The organism is Luteolibacter sp. Populi (genome assembly GCF_040801775.1).
Taxonomy (GTDB): domain Bacteria; phylum Verrucomicrobiota; class Verrucomicrobiia; order Verrucomicrobiales; family Akkermansiaceae; genus Haloferula.
Genome location: NZ_CP161812.1, coordinates 4120474 through 4139963, shown reverse-complemented (window position 1 = coordinate 4139963; position 19490 = coordinate 4120474). Strand labels below are relative to the sequence as shown.

Below are 19490 nucleotides of genomic sequence, written 5' to 3'. Positions count from 1 at the left end.
CTTCCTTGACGAAGGCTTGCGCGGCTCTCACCGCGTCGTGGGCGCTGCGTCCGGGCCGGAACCCGTAACTGTGGTCGCTGAAACCCGGTTCCCACACCGGGCTTAGGACTTGATGGATGGCTTGCTGGATCAGGCGATCCGCAATGTTGGGTATGCCGAGCCGGCGCTTTCCCCCGCCGGGCTTGGGAATGTCCACGGCCCGCACCGCCCCGGGGACGTAATCCCCGGCAAGCAGCTTGGCCCGCATCCCTTCCCAATGCCCGCGCAGGTGCAGGGCGCTTTGCTCCATGTCCATCCCGTCCACCCCGGGCGCGCCGTCGTTGGCTTTGACCGCCAGCCACGCCGCCCGCAGGTTTTCCGCTGCCAGCACTGCTTCCAGCGTGGCTTCCCTTGGTTGGTCTTCAGGCATCTCCTTGCACCTCCTTCCTCAGGCGCGGGACGCTCGCCTCCGCGCGGCGGGCTTGCGCCACGGATCCACCGTGGCTCCGCACGCCGCCAGTCCCGGTAGCTGCCGCAGTTGCCGCTCCGGTCTGTTTCGCGGGACTACACGCGTCCCCCTTCCTGGTCCGTCGGTTGATCGCCTTCTGTTGGTCCTTCGGCCCTTCGCTCCAACCGCTTTCACGGCCTTCCACACTACTACGGCCTCTGCTGACTCCTCCCGGACTCTCGTCCGGGAGATCTCCCCGGGTAAGGTGCATGAACTTCCGGCCCGTGCCGCCCGGCTCTACCCGATGCGTCTTTCGGTGACGGTTGGATTTCGCGTTCTCTCGCACGCTTATCGCCCGCATCGCGGCCTCGCTGCCGGTTCGTGTTCCTACGGTCGTGCCTTTGCTACCGACTTCTTTCGTGCTGAGTGCCTCGCGGCACCCGCCTTGTCGTTCGCTACGGTTGTTGTCACTAACCCCGGTCATTTCGTTTCATCTGACTAGTTCATGCCCATGCCGGGCACACGAGCGGCGGTCACAGACCGCCGCTTTTTCGTTTCATCTCTCGATGGATTCTGATTCCGCGGGCATGGTGGGTCGTGGCGTGTTGGTCCGGGAACCCGAGCTGCCCGGATCTGGATTTCAAATATCTCCGGTATAATACAGGCGCTGTCAGATACCGGACTTTTCCCTATCGTTCTGCCAGCCCCTGATTATTTATGGCCGAATCGTTTCCTTTCCCCGCAGAGCCGTCGTCCTCCGCCCCTGATCCGGAACGCCTCCGCTTTTCGGGCGAGATCGCCTTCGCCGATGCTTTGGCCGGTACCGCGTTCTTCTCCAATGCGACGGCTCCCGTGCTTCCAGATGCCGATCAGATCCGCCGCAGCTTGCTGACCGGACACCTCCGGCTTTCGGAAAACATGGCACCGGAGATTTTCGCGTGGTCCGCCCGTGCATCCGGAGCCTTGGGTCTGACCAAGCCGGTCGAACTCTATCAGTCCGCCGGCGATGAGAACGCCGCCAATCATATTTGTGCCGATACCGTCTTCGTCAGTCTACAGGGCAAGCTCATCTCCTCGCTGGACGAGGGCTCATTCCTTGCGCTGCTGGGGCATGAATTCGGCCATCACCTCGCGCACACCAATTCATTTGCGGGCACGCCCCGATTGATGGCCATCCGGCATGCCTCGGCGATCGCGCGTGATGCCAGCCTGCCATTGGAGGCGCGGGTTTTCGGCTCGCGGGTGTCGATGGCGAAGGAGTTCACCGCCGATCGCTTCGGAGCCGTTGCCGCCGGAGGCGTCGAAGGTCCGGTCCGATTGCTGATGTCTATTGTTACGGGACTTCCCGCTGAGCGGCTCACCCATGACGTGCCGGCCTACCTGGCCCAAGCACACGCCATTTTCGACGATGCCGCGAAATCCGCCACCGCAGCGCTGGGCTCCCACCCGGAGCACCTGCTCCGCGCATACGCCCTATCGCTTTTCGGGGGGAGCGATCTATTCCGTGCCATCACCGGTCAAGGGCCGGGTACACGCCCCATTGCCGATGTGGATACGATCCTGGCGGGCATCCTCATGGCGTCCGGAGAAAAGCTTTTCGATAAAACCGGGGACGCCACGCTGCCACCAGAGCTGCAGGAGTTCGCCCTCGCCGCCGCCGTGCTGGTGGCGACGTCGGACGACGATCTCGACGAATCCGAAACCAAGGCACTTGAGGAAACCTTCGCCAATCTGCTTCCGCACTGGAAAGACCTGCTTGATCCGACCATCGCGCTGGCACGTTTCGATGAGTTGCTATCGCTCGCCATTTCAGGAGGAGAGACCGTCGCGCTTGCGATCTTCAATATCCTCCTCCACGTCACGCTTGCCGACCGGGAGATCCACATCCGCGAGCTTGAGGTTCTCGCCGCGGTGGGTCGGTCCCTTCATCAAGAGCATCTATTCCACTATCTGCTGGCAGCCGTCGCCCGGGAACTGCGGGTTGAACTCTCGCAGCATCATGTCGAGCGCCCGCTGCCCGCGCTGCCACCCGGCACCGGCGAGACGCGGGCAGCCCTCGGCGGTCTATTCGCCGGCCTATCGCGCCGTGGCGGAGGCAGCGTTGCGCTGTCGCGCTTGCTCCGCATTCTTGGCGAGCAGGCATGGGACCCTGCGCTGCTAGAGATTCTGGCTACAGCGGCAGCCCTTCATCATTTGGAGGCCGCCGCTCCGCCGACCGCCGACGAGAACGGCAAGATCCGGCTCGAACAGCCGCTGTTTTTCCGTCTGAGCGATGCCGAACGCAGCCAGCGTGAAAAGGCTGCCGAACTCCAGCCCGCAGACGGCTTGGCCAATGCCAAGGACCGGGACTCCCTGCTCACGGCCCTGAAGCATCTGCGCGAGCGCCTCGTTTCCGGAGACGGCCGCAGCCCCTCGATCCGCCTCTACCGCGCTAGCGCGGGTCGACACTTCGACCTCGCCCGGCTCGACGCCGTGATCGCCGGTCGCTCGGAGCGCATCGTCACCCAGCTCTACGACTCCACCACGCTGCCGCTTCTCGGTGGCGACGAGGCCGGACTTTCGAAGACCTCCGCGGATCTCGCCCGCAGCCTGCGCGCGCTGGATCGGGAGGCACGAGCCCGGGTCGAGGAGACCGGTGCCCGCGACCTTCATCTTGGCTATCCCTTTCTCATCGGAAAAGTTGGTCCATTCTTCGTCCGCGCACCCCTGATCCTACATCCTTTCGTGCTGTACGGCGACTCCCGTGGCGGCGGTCACTACCAGCTCAAGCGCGCCGGCGACGATACGGCGCTCGCCAACCAGGCACTCCTGCGTCTGCTATTCGCGAAGAAGGGCTTCCCCTTCACAGAAGAGCTCGCCACCGAGCTCGACCTGAAAGCCGCGGAGTCACCTGAAGCCCTGCTCGCCGCTCTGCGCGATCTCGGCCTGGATCCCCGGCCGCTGACCGGTGCTGTCGGCCTGTTCGAAGACCTCTCACCCGCCGCTACCGAACTGCTGCCCGAAGGAATCGCCCTCTCCGAGAACGCGGTGATCGGCTTCTTCCCCCAATCTTCCTCCGACCTGCTTCAAGACTACGACGAACTCCTCACCCGTCTCAATCCGGCCTCCAGTAGCTCCTTGGAATCCTCCCTGAATGCCGCCTGCGATATCCTCCCGGCCTCCCATCGTCCGGCTTTTACCGTACCTGCCCACGCCGCGGAGCCGGACCAGCCGGTCATCTATTCAGATCCCTCCCAGCGGGCCGCCGTCCGCAGTTCCCGCGCCCACCGCCTGCTCGTTGTTGACGGTCCGCCGGGTACCGGCAAGAGCCAGACTATTGTCAATCTCGTCGCCGATACCTTGGCCCGCGGCGGGAAAGTGGCCGTCGTCTGCGAGAAGCGCGTTGCCCTGGATGTGGTCAAGCAGCGGCTGGATGCCGCCGGCCTCGGCCATCTCGCTGCCGTCGTTCACGATGTCCACGAGGACCGCAAGCCACTCTACACCCACATCGCCGACCGCTTGGAGAGCCCGGACCGCAGGAACTTCAGTGACACACGCCTCACCGAGTTCCGCCGGGAGGCAAGAGTCCTCGAGACAGAACTCGCCACCCGCTCCCGCCTGCTGGCAGCTCCGACGACTTCCGGCTTTAGCATTGGCGGCCTCCACGCCTTCGCCACGGCGAAACCCATCTTCCCCGAAGGGAATTTCCCTTCCTTGGCGGGACTTCCATTCGATCAGCTCCCGACGCTGCACCGTCACCTGCGCGATTTGCACCCGCACTCCCGGCACTTCACGAAGTCGTCCCCTTTCCACAGCGAACCGCCGCGCGCCTCCCTGGCCACCACGACCGATGACGACCTGCGGCGCATCCTGGCTGCGCTGCGCGCCACGCGGGAAACGGCCGAGACCTACGAGCGTGCCTACGCCGCGCAACCACTCCCGGCTCCGGCCCTCAGTGCCGCCCGCGAGGCGCTCCAGCTCGCCGTCAAAACCCCTGTAGCCGAGCCGCTCTTCCCGGTTCTGTTAGGCCGCCGGCTTGATCCCCAAGCGCATGCTTCGGTCGAAAGTTCCCTCGCCGCCCTGGGCCGGAGTCTCCCGCTACTGCTGGAGGAAAAATCCCGTGTCCAGCTCACCGATAGTCCTCAACTCACTGCCGCCTTGGCCGACGCCCGCCAACACGTCTCGTCTTGGCTCAAGTTCCTTAAACCTGCCTGGCGTCGCGCCCGCGCCACCGTGCTCGAAGCGCTTCACCGCGACTGGCCGGAAAAAGCTTCCGCGAAGCTCGATCCCGCCCTGATCGCCGCGATCGAGCGCCGCCTTTCCACCGCCCGCGGCTGGACCGCCGCCACGCAGCTTTTCGAGACCCTCGGCATGCCCTCGCGCGTGCCAGCGGACGCCGCCACCTTGGCCACCCGCCATGGCGAAATGCTTGGCCTGTGGGAAACCGCCGACCGCCTTTCTGCTGCCCGGCCCGCGCTCGAATCACTCGGGCTCTGGCCGCTCGCCGCGGGGACCGATGGTCCGGCCGGTGGATGGGCCGCTTGGTCCGGCCGCTGCCAAGCCGCGCTCGATCTCCTCGCCGCGCAACAGGCCTACCTCGATGCCGCCCGTACCGCAGCGATCCATTTCCCCCTGGCCGGAAAGCTGCCTCCCGCCGGTCTTGCGGTGCTCGAAGCTGCTTTCCACACCGATGCCGTTTCCCTGCGTCTCGCCGACCAATCGTTCGTGCAGTTGGGCGGGATCCTCCGCGACCCTCTGCCCCTCGTCGCCACACTCTCCAATTCCTTTCCGGATGCCCCGCCGCAACGATGGTTCGAACTTGCCGACCGCGCCTGGGCAGAAGCCCATCTGAATGCCGCCGAATTCGCCGACCCCCTGCTCGCGGTTCTTGACCAGGCCGCTCCCCTCGGCTCTTCCGAAGCTGCATCCGCCCGGCTGCTCCAGCTCCATCAACTCATTTCCGCGGAAGAATCGCTGCGCATTTCCGCCGCCGGTGACCAGACCGGTCTGATGGCCGTGATACCCGCAGAAGCGCGCATCCGGCGCAGCCCCGCGCAAGTGGCTCGAGAGAACCTCATCAAGGAGACCCGCAAGCAGCGCCGTGTGACGGCGATGCGTACGCTTGTCCGGCAGCATGCCCGCGAGATCCTCGATGTCGTTCCGGTGTGGCTGATGTCGCCGGAGACCACCGCGATCCTCTTTCCGCGCGAGCCCATCTTCGACCTCCTCATTATCGACGAAGCCTCGCAATGTACCGTCGAGAATGGTTTGCCCGTGCTTACCCGCGCGCACCGCGCCGTGGTCGCCGGGGATGACAAGCAGATGCCGCCGTCTTCTTTCTTCAAGGCCGGCAGTGGCTTGGAGATTGATGAGGCCAGCGAGGCCGAGGTCGCGCCGGATGCATTCGATTCCGAGTCCCTCCTCGTGCTCGCTCGTGCCACGGGGGCCGGAGCGCCACTCCGCTGGCACTATCGGGCGCTCTTCGAAGAGCTGATCGCCTTCTCCAATCACTCGATGTATGGCGGCTCCCTGCTCACCATTCCGGCCACCCTATCCCGGTCTGCCCCGCCCGCCATCCGCTGGGTCCGCGTGGAGAACGGCACTTGGGACAAAGGCTCCAATGTCCCTGAGGCGAAATGTGTTGTTGATCTCCTTGCCGGACTCCTTGCCCGGCCGAAACCACCCACCGTCGGCATTGTCACCTTCAACCTCTCCCAACGACGCACCATTCTCGATGAGATCGACGCCCGGCGTGCCAGCGAACCGGCCTTTTCCGCGCTTTGGGACATTGCCACCACCCGCGAATCGCTCGACGAGAGGCCCTTCGTTAAAAATCTCGAGAGCGTCCAGGGAGACGAGCGCGAACTGATCCTCTTCTCGCTCGGCTATGCGCCCGTGCCGCGGAAACGGAAAGACGGCAGCGATGAGATCTACGTGCCCGCCCGTTTCGGTCCGCTCGGTCAGAAAGGCGGCGAGCGGCGCCTCAATGTCGCCGTATCCCGCGCCAAGTCCGAAGTCATCGTCGTCTCGTCATTCGAGCCTTCCATGCTTTCGGTCGCGAATACCAAAAATGATGGCCCGCGAATGTTCAAGGCCTTCGTCGAATTCGCCCGCCACCTTGGAGAAGGCCGCCGTGCGCAAGCGGAGAAAATCCTCACCCTCGTCAACGACCTGCCCAAAGCCGGAAAGAACATCGCATCGAAACCCGGAGGCGACACCCACCTGCCTCTGCATCACCAGTTGTCGCTCGCGCTGGAGAAAGACGGGCTTACGGTCGAGACGCTGGTCGGGACTTCGGAGTTCCGCTTACCCGTGGCGGTCGTATCCCGTGACGACCAGCATCTCTACGCGCTGGCGATCCTCTGCGATGAAGGTGACAAGGAAACTGATGTGTATGAGGACTACGTCCACGTCCCCAACGTCTTAGCCCACCGCGGCTGGCGGCACCTGCGGGTCACCAGCCGCCAATGGCACCGCGACCCCGCTGCGGTCATGAGCCGGATCCGCGGGATGCTTGGGTCCGATCCCACATCGAACTGACATGCCGGTTTTTTGACGGCACCCGTGCAACGGTCAAGGGAGCGGGTGGCACCTCATGTGTTGACGAGATGTCGAGGGAAGACATCAGGCTTTGTCCCTTCAATCGAGCGGATAAATGATCGAGCGGGAGGGATCCTTCCAGCGGATGCCGCGGAAAACTTCGCGCAGCCATGGCGGCTGATCGGCGCCCTCGGGATAGAAACGGTGGACCGGCAATTTCCCTTCGCTGTCGGCGGGCGGCTCGCCGGTCCGCTTGGACGGGTCCAGAAAGCTTCCGCGCTCTTGCCCTTGTAGGTCTCCTTGCAAAACCCGTCGTTGAAAACGGTGATGTCGGAGAAACCGTGATCGCGTCCCACCCAATCCTGGCCGACCCAGCAGCGGATCACATACGCCGGTTTCCCGTGTGCAAGGGAGTCTCCGCGATGGGCCGGCTGGCATCCGGCCAAAGCGAAAATCAGGATCGGGATCGCGGAAAAATGTTTCATCAGCGGCGGCCCGATTGACTTATCGGCCTTCCGCTACGCAGTCGAGCCCGGGGCGCGCCAGATGGCACGACTCCCGGGCTCGGATCTTGATTCGATCGCTCTGCAGAACAAAAACCGCCGCTTACTTCTTCTGCCGCCCGTAGCCCGCCTTCGGCTTGCCGGCCGTGTCCATCTTGTCGGTGGCCCACAGCACGCCCTTGGCGACGAGATCCAGATACTGCGGATCGGAGACCGTCGTGTTGTTATGCCCGATGGTGGTGCAGAAGACGCGGACCTTGTCCTTGCCGTAGAGGTTCGTCCACACGACCACGGCGTCCTTTTCACCCTCCTGCTTGCCCTTGGCGAGTTCCTCCGTGGTATCGAAGACCTTCACGTTGTTGTAGAGTTCCTCGTTCCCGGTGGTCCAATCCTTCAGCCCCGCGGTGGAGGGATGCTTCTTGCCGAAATTGATTTCGATCGGCTTCTGCGCGCCGTGGCGGCTCGATTGCACGCCCAGGAACTCGAACCACAGGGCGTCCAGCGAACCATCCTTGGCCGGCTTGTTGATATCGCCCACGCGGTAGCTGTGCATCGCGCAGTGCAGGGCCAGCGCAGGGATCCCGTCCTGGTGCGGCTTGAGCACGGCTTTCACGGTCGCCTCGTCCTTCACGTCGGCGGCGCACTCGTCGTGGATGATCAGGTCATAGCCCTGGCCGTAGTCGGCATTGCCGTAAATCGGCAGGGCCGGCTTGGTGCTGCCGTCGTCGACATGGATCTGATCCACCGTGACGTTGATGCGCTCTTCGAGACCCTTCTTGAGAATCTCCGTCTGCGCCTTGTAATCATGGCAGCAACCGCCGGTGATCAGCATCACCTTCAACGGCTTGGTTTGGGCGGAGAGAGTGCCACAGAGGGCGATCAAAAGCGGAACGCAGGAGGCCGGTTTCATAGTGAAGGAATGCTAGACGGGCCGGAAACGGGGCGACAAGCGCTTTGGCGTGCCGCGGCTTCCGGTCGTGCCATTACCGCCGGGCGGAGTGCATTCCTTCATACCCGTTCGGGTAGATCCACGGGAATTCCCGTTCTTGCTTCCTCGCCACGGCTGTGCCAGCGTGAAGGGTGAGAAAGGAGTTTTCATCGTCATGAAAGAATTGTTCGACGCATGGAAGGGCGTGGATCGCAACAAGATCGCCGCCCTCCTGAGCGTGCTGCCGGGAGCGGGGCACCTCTACAAACACCACTACATCGACGGCTTTGGCATCCTGATCGTGGGCAACTCGCTGATGATCTTCGTGGCGGCTTGGCTGGCTTTCGCCACCCTCGGCCTGTCGCTCATCGTTGTCCCCGCCATGTGGGTGGCCTCGATCGCCTATTCGGCCTACAGCGCGCCCGATCAGCACGGGGCGCATCCGTGGCTGCACGTCTGGGAACACCGCTGGACCCACGGCTTCCGGAGCAATCCGAAACCCGCCCCGGCCAAGGTGGTCCGAAAGGGGTAAGCCGCACGCCCCCGCTTGCGCAACGCCTGCATGCCTCCTAATCACGGGGCATGGCGCTCGAACTGGTCCCTGCCACGGTGGAGGAAATCCCCGTCCTTTCCCGCATCTGCCACGAGGCATTCTCCGCGCTGCACGATCGCTGCGGGATCGAACGCGATATCCCGGACGCCACCGTCGGGGAGATGATCATCTCCCAGGTGGTCAAGCGCCCGGACTACACCGGCGTGATGGCGCTGCTCGACGGCAAGATCGTCGGCTCGAACTTCTTGGTGCAGGCCGACGAGGTTGCTGGCGTCGGTCCGATCACCGTCGATCCGGCGGTGCAATCGAAAGGCATCGGCCGCGCGTTGATGCAATGGGCGATCGACGAAGCCCGCCGCCGGGAAATCCGCCAGACCCGGCTTTTCCAGGAAGCGCTGAACACCACCTCGCTCTCCCTCTACACCTCGCTGGGCTTCGCTTGGCGCGACTCCGCAGCCATGATGCAGGCGCTTCCTCCGGGGGAGGAAGACTCCACCGTCCGGCCCCTGACGGCGGACGACCTGCCCGCCATCGCCGCACTCTCCCAAGCCGCCTACGGCTTCCCGCGGGTGAAGGACGCCGCTCAATTGATCGACTGGCAGGTGCCCGGTTTCCTCCGCCTCCGCGACGGTCGCGCGGTGGCCTATCTCTTCGCCACCCTCTTCGGCCACGCCGGGGCGGAGACCGATGAAGATCTGCTCGCCGTGGCAGGCGAAGCCGCCCGGCATTTGCCCCCGCCGCTGGCCCGCTACATTTGCCCGATGGGTCGCCCGGGGCTCTATCGCAAGGCCCTGGCGAGCGGGCACCGGACCTGCAAGCTGCTCTCCTACATGTCGCTGGGGGAATACGTCGCACCCACAGGGCCTCATTTCCCTTCGATCCAGTGCTAGGTGCCGGTCCGAGCTGAAGAATCCGGCTCGCGTCTCCGCTCAGGCGGCTCTACTTCTGCCCTGATCAATGCTCCTCCGGCCCTTTCACTTCATCCTCCTCTTCTGCATTCAAATCGCGGGAGGGGAGCCCGGTCCCACTTCGGTCGAGCTGTTCGTCGATCATTCGGCGGCGCCGCTCCATGGACCGGAGATTACGGTGCCGCATGACGCTTCGACGCTGGCCTTCGCGGTGGCGCCGCAGTCTCTCTCGGTGCGATACAAGCTCGAGGGGCTCGATCACGATTGGACCACCCGGGTCGATAAAATGTTCTTCATGGTCCGCTTCCTCAACGCGAGGGGCGACCAACTCTCCCAGATGTCCTTCCCCGTCAGCGGACGCAGCGATGGCTGGAAGGGATCCCTGGAGAAGTCTGAATTCACCCGCAGGAAAGAGACCTTCAGCGTCCCGCCGGACGCGGTCTACATGTCCGTGGCCATGTCCTCCGCGGGGGCACCATCCCTGGTCGGGATGTACGCCGCTTCGGAAATCAGCATCAAATCGGAGGGAAACGGCAGCCCGACCCCGGCGAGGGTTTTCATGTCCGACAGCCGCACCGCCGAGCCCCTGCCTCATTTTTGGATCAAGTCCGGCACGCATCCGTCGATGGCCTATGGCCTTCATCTGGATGAGGGCGACGAAGCCTCCCCGGTTCTCGTCATCATGGATGATGATCTCGCCGGCCACGCGGACTGGGCTACCGAGATCCATGCCCTGCCTGTGACCCCCGGGGAAATTCTCGAAGCGCAGTGGAAAGAGGCTTACAGCATCAGCGCGGGTGGGAATTTCACGGCCACCTACGAACGCCTGCCACCGGGATCCTATCGGTTCCTGGTGGAGGATCTCACCGTCACGGGGGATTCCTTGAACTCGGTGACAGCGGTATCCGTCTACGTGCCGCGGCCCTATTGGAAGAGCTTCTGGTTCTGGGGAATCGTGGCGGCAGCCGTCGCGATCCTGTCCACCCTCGTCGGCCGCCAATTGATCCGCAGGAAGATCAGCCGCCATCTGCAACAAGCGCAAATGATCGCGGACGAACGCCTCCGGATCGCCAGGGACCTCCACGACGACCTCGGCACGCGGCTCTCCCACATCTCCCTCCTCGGGGCCTACGCGGAGAGCAACAGCGCGGATGACGAAGCCCGCACTTCCTTCCGGCAGATCACCGCGATGTCCCGCGAGCTCATCAGCGCGCTCTCCGAAACCGTATGGATGCTGAATCCGAAAAACAATGAGTTGGAGGCACTCGTGGACTTCCTCTGCAGGTTGGTCAGCGAGCTGTGCAAGCTCGCCGAAATCCGCTGCCGGATCGACGCCCTGCCCGCATTCCACAACATGGCCATCAGCCATGAGTTCCGTCACAACGTGAGCCTCGCCGTCAAGGAAGCCATCAACAACGCCTTGAAGCACTCCCACGCCACCGAGATCAAAATGACGATCCGGCTTGATGAAACCCTTCTGAAGATCACTATTGCCGACAATGGGGTTGGAATTACCCGGGATGCAGGTAAACCCGGCCTCGGACTCGAAAGCATCAGCCAGCGGATGGCATCCATCCGGGGCAAGTGCACCATCCGGCCGCTCGGAAACGACGGCCTCGAAATTTCCCTGGAAGCTCCGCTCGCCTGAGCTTTCTTCAAACCGACTTGCAGCAGTGATCCCCGGAAAAAAAACGGTCGTTGTGGTGGAGGACGATATCCGCCTTCAGGAGCATTTGATCAAAATGCTCGATATGCCGGAGGACATCACCTGCCTGTTCGCGGTATCCTCCGCGGAGGAGGCCTTGGAAAAAATCCCCGCCCATCACCCGGATGTGGTGCTCATGGACATCAACCTGCCGGGCATCTCCGGCATCGACTGCATCCGGGATCTCAAGAAGAAGCTGCCACGCTTGGAAGTCGTCATGCTAACTGCCTACGAGGTGGATGATAACATCTTCCGGGCCCTGAAAGAGGGGGCCAGCGGCTACCTTTTGAAATCGAGCACGCCGGAAGACATCTACAATGCGATCCGGGACGTTTACTCGGGCGGCGCTCCTTTCTCCAGCCACATCGCAAGGAAGGTGGCGCAATACTTCCGCGCGGAGAAGGACATCGAGGACGAGAACGAAAAGCTCACCCCGCGGGAAAAGGATGTCCTCAGGCTGCTGGCGTCCGGCTACATCTACAAGGAGGTGGCGGATCAACTGGACATATCTTTGGAAACCGTCCGCACCTACGTGAAACGCATCTGCCTCAAGCTCCACGTCCGCAGCAGGGTGGAAGCGATTATCAAGTATCGCTCCTAAGCGGCCCGAGGCCCCGGGAGCGCGGACTTTAGTCCGCCCGATGGTCCTGTGCAAGGCGGTGGCGGCCCTTATGGGGCGGACTAAAGTCCGCGCTCCCGGGCACATCCCGCCTCTCCCCTGTCCCCGTTTTGGGGACTATCGCATTCCGCCCTTTTGGACAGAATGCTCCACTGTTGTGACATTTCAGATCGCCCAATCTGAGAATCATTCGATTCAGCCATTTGCCACAGCTGACCCACGAAAAACCCCGCTTCGGGTCTTGGTCTGAAACCCTCTCGGCCAGCCCGCGGCTTCACTGACTGGAGTGAAAAAACCGCAGGAAATCCATCCATGAAACCCAAAGATAGAATTCAATATCTCAGAACTCATCTGAGACCTCTCGCGCTCGCCACGGCGATGGGAGCAGCGATGCTCTTCGGCACCGGAACACAGGCCCGGGCAGACCTTGTCGGCCACTGGTTCTCGGGTGCCGAAAACATGAGCGACACGTCCGAATTCACCGACCCAAGCCTGCACGATGGCGTGGCCGTGGGCAATGTCGGAGGACTCAGCTACGACACGGAGCTGCCACCGGGCTTTACCGATACGGCGCTGCGCTCCTTGAACCTGAGCAACGGTGCCGCAGTGCAGATCTCCAATACCGCCACCTCCGACGCTGGCTATGCAAACACCTTTGACGGAGGCAGCGGCAGCACGATCACCATTGCCTTCTGGGCCAAAGGATTCCCGGGAGACTGGTCGCCTTGGATCGCCAAGGGCGGTGAGGGTCTTAGTCCCGGCTATGGTTGGCAAGTCCGCCGCATTGCCGGCAGTTCCGGTGCCGGCTTTACCGTCCGCGGAGTCCCCAATGACAACGGCGGGGACAGCCCCATCAACGTCAACGACGCCAACTGGCACCATTTCGCGGCCGTTTGGGATGCGTCCACAGCCACCCGCACGCTTTACGTGGACGGGGTATTCTCCCATGCGCTCACCGCCCCGGGCGACACGTTTATCCAGTCGCCCGGCAACCATCTGATCATCGGAGGCAGGCAAACGGACTACCCGAACCTCAGCCACTTCTATACGGGCAAGCTGTTCGATGTCCGGATCTACAACAACGCGCTCGCGCAGGAGGATGTCGTCGATCTGATCCCGCTGGCGGCACCGCAAGGCCTGGTGGCGGCGCCGGGCACCGGGAGGGTCAACCTGAGCTGGACGCCCGTGCCCCTTGCCACCGAATACACGGTGTCGACCACGCCCAGCTTGGGCGGCACACCGGTGACCGATATCGTCACCGAGCCGTTCCTCATCAAAGAACCCCTGACCAATGGCGTGTCGTATGACTTCAAGGTCCTGGCAACCAAGGAGGGCAGCGGCAGCGGCCCGTATTCGGCTGTAGTCAGCGCGACCCCGGGCGAGAGTTCGGCCAAGGACATCCTCGCCTTCGAGTTCGATGGCCTGGGACCTGCGGCGATCTCCGGTAATAACATCATTAAATTCGTACCGGGCTCGGTGAACCTGGAGAACCTCTTCGTCTACTACACGGTCTCCCCGTTTGCCCGTGAGGATGACCTCTATCCTTCCGGAACCGGCCGGGATTTCTCCACGCCACAGACCTACACCATCACCGCCGAGGACGACAGCACCAAGGCCTACACCGTGGCGGTCATCCATGCCGACCCGATCACCTACAACTTCAACGATGGCGTGCAAAGCTGGACCCAGTTCTGGCCGGTCACCGGCACTCTTCCGTTGTGGCAGGATTGGAACACCGGTGGCATCGGCACCCCTGAGGGGCCGCGTGCGCTTTCGGATGACGCGGAATCACGGTTCGGCCGTTCTCCGGCTTTCCATTTGGACAACTCGGGATCTCTCACTTTCCAATTGGCCGGCGGAAGAGGGTCTCTCGCCGCTCCTCCCGTCGGAGGGCCTTCGGCCATTCCCAAAAACGCGGTCCAGAATGGAGGCTTTGCGGGCGTGGCCCTGCGTGATGTGGACACCAATACCTACGTCTTGAGCAAGCGGCGCTCCGAAAACGGCGGCGGCTACCAGAACGGCAGTTTCACCGAAGCCGAGCTGGCACCCTATATCATCCCGAACAAGCGCTACACCCTCGACTTCATCGACTACAACAAGGGTGACTGGGGCTGGACCCGCTTGGACAACGTCTCGATTCCCGGCACGATTGCCGATCCTGAGATTATTCCCCCTGCGGCGAACATCACCAGCGTCAACTTCCCCAATGAGGCCGCCATCAGTGGCACCAGCATCATCCTGCGGGCCCTTCCCTTCGGTTCTTCGGTCACGGCGCTCGCACCGACCTACACCCTCAGTGACGGTGCCACCGCTGACAAACCCTCCGGCAGCGTCCAGAACTTCACCAACCCGGTCGTCTACACGATCACCTCGTCGGACTCTGCGATCATCAAGCAATACACCGTGTCCGTCTCGGTAATGCCTGATCCTGCCTCTGCGCTCGTCGGACATTGGGTTTCCGGCGCGGAAAGTCTGGCGGATACCTCGGGGTATGCTCCCGGCGTGCACAACGGCGTCGCGGTGGGGAATGCCGCGTCGCTCGCCTACTCGAGTGACGTGCCCGCGGGCTTCAGCGGCAAATCCCTCGATCTGTCGGCCGGAAATGTCGCGGTCATGATCCAGAACAGCGCCACGACCGACGGGGCCGGCTATCAGACCACCTTCGACGACCAGAGCCGCAATCAGATCAGCGTCGCCTTCTGGGCCAAAGGATTCCCGGGAGAATGGTCGCCTTGGGTCGCCAAGGGCGGCGAAGGCGGTGCCGGCTGGCAAGTCCGCCGGGTGGCCTTGGATCCGGTCGCCGGCTTCACGGTCCGCGGCCTCGGCAACGAGGACCACGGGGGCAGCAGCGTCAACGTCAACAACAACGACTGGCACCACTTCGTCGGCGTCTGGGACCAGATCACCGGCGTTCGCTCCCTCTACGTGGACGGGGTGCTCTCCCATGACGTCAATACCTTGGGCGATGTGATGAACATGGCCACCGGCCAGCACCTGGTCCTGGGAGGCCGGCAGACCGACGGTGTGAACTTCAGCAACTACTTCGCGGGCAAGTTATACGATGTCCGGATCTACAAGCAGAAGCTCTTCGCCCCGCAGGTTCAGGCCATCATGGCACCCTCGGCCGGCGCCTTCACCGCGTGGATCAACACCAACTACCCGGCCTTGCCCGACAAGGCCTCGGGTGCCGATCCGGACGGCGACGGAATGACCAACTTCGAGGAGTTCGCCTTCGGCCTCGATCCCGGCAGCGGTGCCTCGGTCAATCCGATCACCGAGCTGCTCAACAAGGTCACCGGTACCTTCAAATACACCCGGCTTGCTCCCGGAGTCAGCGGTCTCACCTACACCGTCAAGACCTCGACCAATCTGGTGGATTGGGCCACGGATGCCGCTGCCACCGCAGGCCAGACCGTCTTCGCCACCAATGACGACGTCCAGACGATGGCGGTCACGCTCACCGCCACTCCAGGCGAGAAGACGGTCTTCGTCCGCGTGGAAGCACAATGATCCCGCCACTCCGGTGAGATTTGGGGAATCTCATCTGGTCCGCAACCAAAGGCAGGGAGTTCGGGCTCCCTGCCTTTTTTCGTGCTCCGCTAGATCTCCCAGCGCGCTCCTAACGTGACCCCGACCACCCCCCAAACCCCTAACAAGGTGACGCCCCCCTGCGACCGCGGAGCACCGCCCGGCCCCATCGTCCCGGTGCCTTGCTTCTCAAATCTCATATCTGAGATCATTGAAGCGCGCTTCGCCTCTCCGGACTCTCGCCCCCCTCACCCCTTCCACCCGAAAAACCTCCGCTCCCGGATCAGCGCGGCGACCTCCGGCGGCACCATCTCGACCCAGGATTCATCGCCCACCGCGATCTTCCTCAGCACATCCCGCGAGAAGATGGGCAGATACTCCGGCTTGAAATTGTCCAGCCCCACGAAGCTCCCGCGATCGGCCAGGTAGCCGTAGAGCTTCTTCAATTCCGGAGCCACCTCCAGGTTCTCCACCGTGGTCAGCGTGCTGTCGGGATTTTTGAGCGGGTAGACGTAGAGCTTGAGGTTGTATTTGAAGAGCCGCCCGAAGGACTCGAGGATCCCGCCGGGCAACTGCGTGTAGTACCTCTCGTCGAACAACTCGGTGAGACTCGGCGCGCCCATCACGATCCCGATCCGCTCCTTCGTCCGCCACGAAATGTAGGCGGCCAGCCGGTAGTACTCGAAGTAGTCCGAGATCAGCACCGTCATCCCGCAGGCCGCGAGCAAGTCGGCGCGGGCCAGGAAATCCCGGCGGTCCACCTCGCTGCCACCCGCCAGCAAATTGCGCATCGTTAGCTCGAAGATCGGCAGCACCGGCTTGCCCGCCACATCCGGATCCGCGGTGAACTTCTCCAAGGCGCAGTGCAGCATGTCGAAATTCACATGCGTCGGCGGCCGGAAGCTGCCGCGCTCCACCAGCACCGCCTTCTTGTAGAGGATCTCCGAGGGCTGCAGGACCTCGCGATTCGGCCCGAACATCGCCGCACCGCTCAGCCCGAGTTGCACCAGCTTCAGGCTGATCAGCCGGTTGTCCACCGACCGGAACTCGATGCCGCGGAACTCGATCACATCGATCTCGATCCGTCCCGTGGTCAACTTGTCCAGAAGGCTCTCCACCAGCAGCTCCGGTTCGTGGTGGAGGAAGAAGGCACCGAAGAGAAGATTGACACCGACCACGCCGAGCGCCTCCTGCTGCAGCGATGCCTCGGCATCCAGCATCCGCACATGGATCAGGATCTGACTCGGCTCGTCGCGCGGCCGGGACTGGAATTTCACGCCCATCCAGCCGTGGCATTCATTGCCGCCCTTGAAACTCCGCGCCACCACCGTATCGGCGAAGGCGAAGAAGGCCGTGGTGTCGCCGCGCTTGTCTTCCAGCCGCTCGAGATTCAGGGAGAACTCGCGGTCGAGCATCGCTTGCACGCGGGTCCGCGAAACGTAGCGGTCGCCGCTGCCGTAGATCGCGTCGCTCACCGTCATGTCATAGGCGGAGATGCTTTTGGCGACGGTTCCGGCCGCGCCGCCGACCCGGAAGAACCAGCGCACCACCTCCTGCCCCGCCCCGATCTCCGCCAAGGTTCCATACCAGCGTGTATCAAGGTTGATCTTGAGCGCCTTGTGGTGGGTATCGAGGGCTTCTTCTTTCATCGGATCATGGGTCTAAGCGGGGACCAGCAACTCCCGCGCCACTGCTTCGCCCAATGCGTGCATAGGGAGAGGCGATACTCTTGTGACCGGAAGAGTCCCTTCTTCTCAACGCTGCGTCTCATAACAGCGAAACGCCTCCCTTACTGTCAAATCCACATACCCCTCCAGACTCCCGCCATGGCCCGCGAAATATCCCTCCTGCGAGCCATGCGCACGGAACGCCGCCAGCCTCCGCTCGCGATGCGGCGCGCCGTCGATCATCAGATCCGCCGGATCATCCCGGTTCAGCAATCCCGGCAAGGCATGCCCCTCTTGCCAGGCATGCAGCGTCAAAATCGGAAACCGTCCCGCCGCCGCTTCAAAGAGCGCCCCGCGAATCAAAAGATGCGCGGGATGCCAGTATTCCCCGCCACTGCCATGCGTCACCGCGAACGCCAGCTCCGGCCCATCTAACAAAGGCCGGATCTGCCCGGCGAGCCCGGCCACCGGAACCGCCGGCGCATAGGTCCGGTGGGGCCTCCCCAGCGGGTCCACATGATCGAGAAATCCAACTTCCACCACCCCCAGCGCCGCGGCAGAGGTCCGCAATTCCGCTTCCCGCCGACGACCCAGATCCTCCCGCGTGCCGCCGCCGGTCACCCCGCCTTCACCCCGCGTGAGGCAAATGATCCGAACTTCCCTCCCGCGCGCCGCCAGTTCGCAAAGCAGGCAGGAGGCGAAGAGCTCGTCATCCGGATGCGCGATAAAAACCATCACCGGCCCCGGCGAAGCCAACAACTCATCCAGCGCAACCGGCCGGGGCGCGCGCGGCGGCAGCAGCGGGCGGCGAAGCTGCAGGAAGCGCTTGCGGTAGAAGAGCGGATCCGTGAGGCGCTGCCACAACTTGCTCCACATGATTCAGGGGGTGGCAGTATCGGCCAAAGGTCGGCCAAGGAAATTTCCAACGATGCCGAGCAAGTTCTCCGCAAAGCACTCGGGCCAGAAACCCGCAACCCGGGCTTGCAAGCCGGCGCGCAAGGCAACATCGCCCGATCTGTCAGCCAGTTGGGCGCAGATCTTCGCCGCCGCGTCATCCTCGTCCGCGAAAATCAGCTCATCCCTCCCCACAATCTCCGGCACGCCGCCATGCGCCGGCACGAACGGGATCAAGCCCGCCGCCGCCATCTCCGCCACCGCAATCCCGAAGGCCTCCACCCGGCAGGCGTGAATGCCGTAGCTGCGCGTCGCGAACATCTCGCTCTTCTTCTTCGGATCGAGGAAGCCGACCAGATCGATCCAGTCGCGGCGCTCTTCCGCCATCTCCCGGATGCGCCGTGAATAGGGGTCGGGTCCAAATTGACCCGCCAGGTCCAAGGTCACGGGATGCCCCGCGGCGCGGACCTTGTCCAAAATCACGATAATCGTCTCCAGTTCCTTCTCCGGCATGATCCGGCCCATGCAGACGAAGGCCAGGGGATCGCGCTCTCCCGCGCCGCCACCCGGGTGCTTTGCCGCGGGCGGGTAAAGAATCGGCGGGTCCGTGAGCTGGAAATGCTTCCCCAGGATCCCCGCGGTCCAACGCGAATTGGCCACCACGCAATCGCCCGCCCCGATGCTCTCCGGATTCTCGCGCCCGGCGAGCTGCTCGCCGACAGACAGATAAAGCTTCCGCACCAGCGAGGGCCGGTGGTGCGCTTGCTCCGAGGCCGTCGGATAAAGCTCGAGCCGGCATTCCTCGCTGAAGCTGAAGTCGCCGATCAACTGGATCGCCGGGCGGCTGAAGCGGATCGGATTGTAAGCGCTGATGCAGGCGTCGAAACGACCGCCGACGCGGCTGCAGAACCGCTCGAACCAAGCCCGCTGCCAGAAAGCGAACTTCGTCCCCGTTTCCACCCAGGGAAAGCGGGGAGCCTGGAGGAACTCCACGCGCGATGGCGAAACCCGGGTGCCGTAAACCCGGTTCAAGCTATCGAAATCGACCGGGGAAGCACTGGTGAAGGTGATCCTGGCCACGTCCTGCAAGGCATGCAGGGTCCACATGGCCGTCGCCTCGGAACCGCCGCGGCCCATCCAGGGATGGGCGACGAGAATCTGTGGCTGCGGGAGGGGGACGGCCATGGGAAGCGGAATGTCAGGGCTATTGCCCGGAATCCCGCGGCTGTTGTCGATTCT

General features: G+C 63.3%; 11 protein-coding genes and 1 pseudogene. 6 read left to right on the top strand and 6 right to left on the bottom strand.

Translation table 11 applies throughout. From position 1 onward, the window contains the following. Positions 1 to 64 precede the first annotated feature (64 nt). Positions 65 to 247: pseudogene (locus ABWK72_RS16905) on the bottom strand (group II intron reverse transcriptase/maturase); the annotation flags it as partial. Between the two features lie 897 nt (positions 248 to 1144). On the opposite strand from ABWK72_RS16905, the gene ABWK72_RS16900 reads away from it, so the two are divergent. Next, positions 1145 to 6946 (top strand): AAA domain-containing protein, encoded by a 5802-nt coding sequence (locus ABWK72_RS16900; RefSeq protein ID WP_367870743.1) that lies wholly within the window; start codon positions 1145 to 1147, stop codon positions 6944 to 6946. A 99-nt stretch (positions 6947 to 7045) separates the two neighbouring features. Here ABWK72_RS16900 and ABWK72_RS16895 read toward each other — a convergent pair whose 3' ends face one another. Further along, the gene (locus ABWK72_RS16895; protein WP_367870742.1) at positions 7046 to 7252 is read right to left on the bottom strand and encodes a hypothetical protein; all 207 of its coding nucleotides are present in this window, start codon (positions 7250 to 7252) and stop codon (positions 7046 to 7048) included. A 300-nt stretch (positions 7253 to 7552) separates the two neighbouring features. Beyond that, a complete protein-coding gene (locus tag ABWK72_RS16890; RefSeq protein ID WP_367870741.1) occupies positions 7553 to 8359 on the bottom strand; it encodes a ThuA domain-containing protein in 807 nt (268 codons plus the stop codon). A gap of 193 nt (positions 8360 to 8552) precedes the next feature. Here ABWK72_RS16890 and ABWK72_RS16885 point away from each other — a divergent pair, with 193 nt between their 5' ends. From ABWK72_RS16885 to ABWK72_RS16865, 5 genes are all read left to right on the top strand, one after another. After that, positions 8553 to 8909, top strand: coding sequence for a hypothetical protein (locus tag ABWK72_RS16885; protein WP_367870740.1), 357 nt, complete (start codon positions 8553 to 8555; stop codon positions 8907 to 8909). A gap of 50 nt (positions 8910 to 8959) precedes the next feature. After that, positions 8960 to 9820 (top strand): GNAT family N-acetyltransferase, encoded by an 861-nt coding sequence (locus ABWK72_RS16880; RefSeq protein ID WP_367870739.1) that lies wholly within the window; start codon positions 8960 to 8962, stop codon positions 9818 to 9820. Positions 9821 to 9887: 67 nt separating this feature from the next. Beyond that, positions 9888 to 11486: a sensor histidine kinase gene (locus ABWK72_RS16875; protein ID WP_367870738.1), complete on the top strand. Its 1599-nt coding sequence runs from the start codon at positions 9888 to 9890 to the stop codon at positions 11484 to 11486. A 55-nt stretch (positions 11487 to 11541) separates the two neighbouring features. Beyond that, the gene (locus tag ABWK72_RS16870; protein WP_367870737.1) at positions 11542 to 12144 is read left to right on the top strand and encodes a response regulator; all 603 of its coding nucleotides are present in this window, start codon (positions 11542 to 11544) and stop codon (positions 12142 to 12144) included. A 330-nt stretch (positions 12145 to 12474) separates the two neighbouring features. Next, positions 12475 to 15672, top strand: coding sequence for a LamG-like jellyroll fold domain-containing protein (locus tag ABWK72_RS16865; RefSeq protein ID WP_367870736.1), 3198 nt, complete (start codon positions 12475 to 12477; stop codon positions 15670 to 15672). 266 nt (positions 15673 to 15938) lie between these two features. Here ABWK72_RS16865 and ABWK72_RS16860 read toward each other — a convergent pair whose 3' ends face one another. The 3 genes from ABWK72_RS16860 to ABWK72_RS16850 form a co-directional block, all read right to left on the bottom strand. Further along, positions 15939 to 17339: a TonB-dependent receptor gene (locus ABWK72_RS16860; protein ID WP_367870735.1), complete on the bottom strand. Its 1401-nt coding sequence runs from the start codon at positions 17337 to 17339 to the stop codon at positions 15939 to 15941. 105 nt (positions 17340 to 17444) lie between these two features. Beyond that, the gene (locus ABWK72_RS16855; RefSeq protein WP_367870734.1) at positions 17445 to 18233 is read right to left on the bottom strand and encodes a PIG-L deacetylase family protein; all 789 of its coding nucleotides are present in this window, start codon (positions 18231 to 18233) and stop codon (positions 17445 to 17447) included. 3 nt (positions 18234 to 18236) lie between these two features. Next, on the bottom strand, positions 18237 to 19436 hold the full coding sequence (locus tag ABWK72_RS16850) for a glycosyltransferase family 4 protein (RefSeq protein ID WP_367870733.1): 1200 nt from the start codon (positions 19434 to 19436) through the stop codon (positions 18237 to 18239). Positions 19437 to 19490 lie beyond the last annotated feature (54 nt).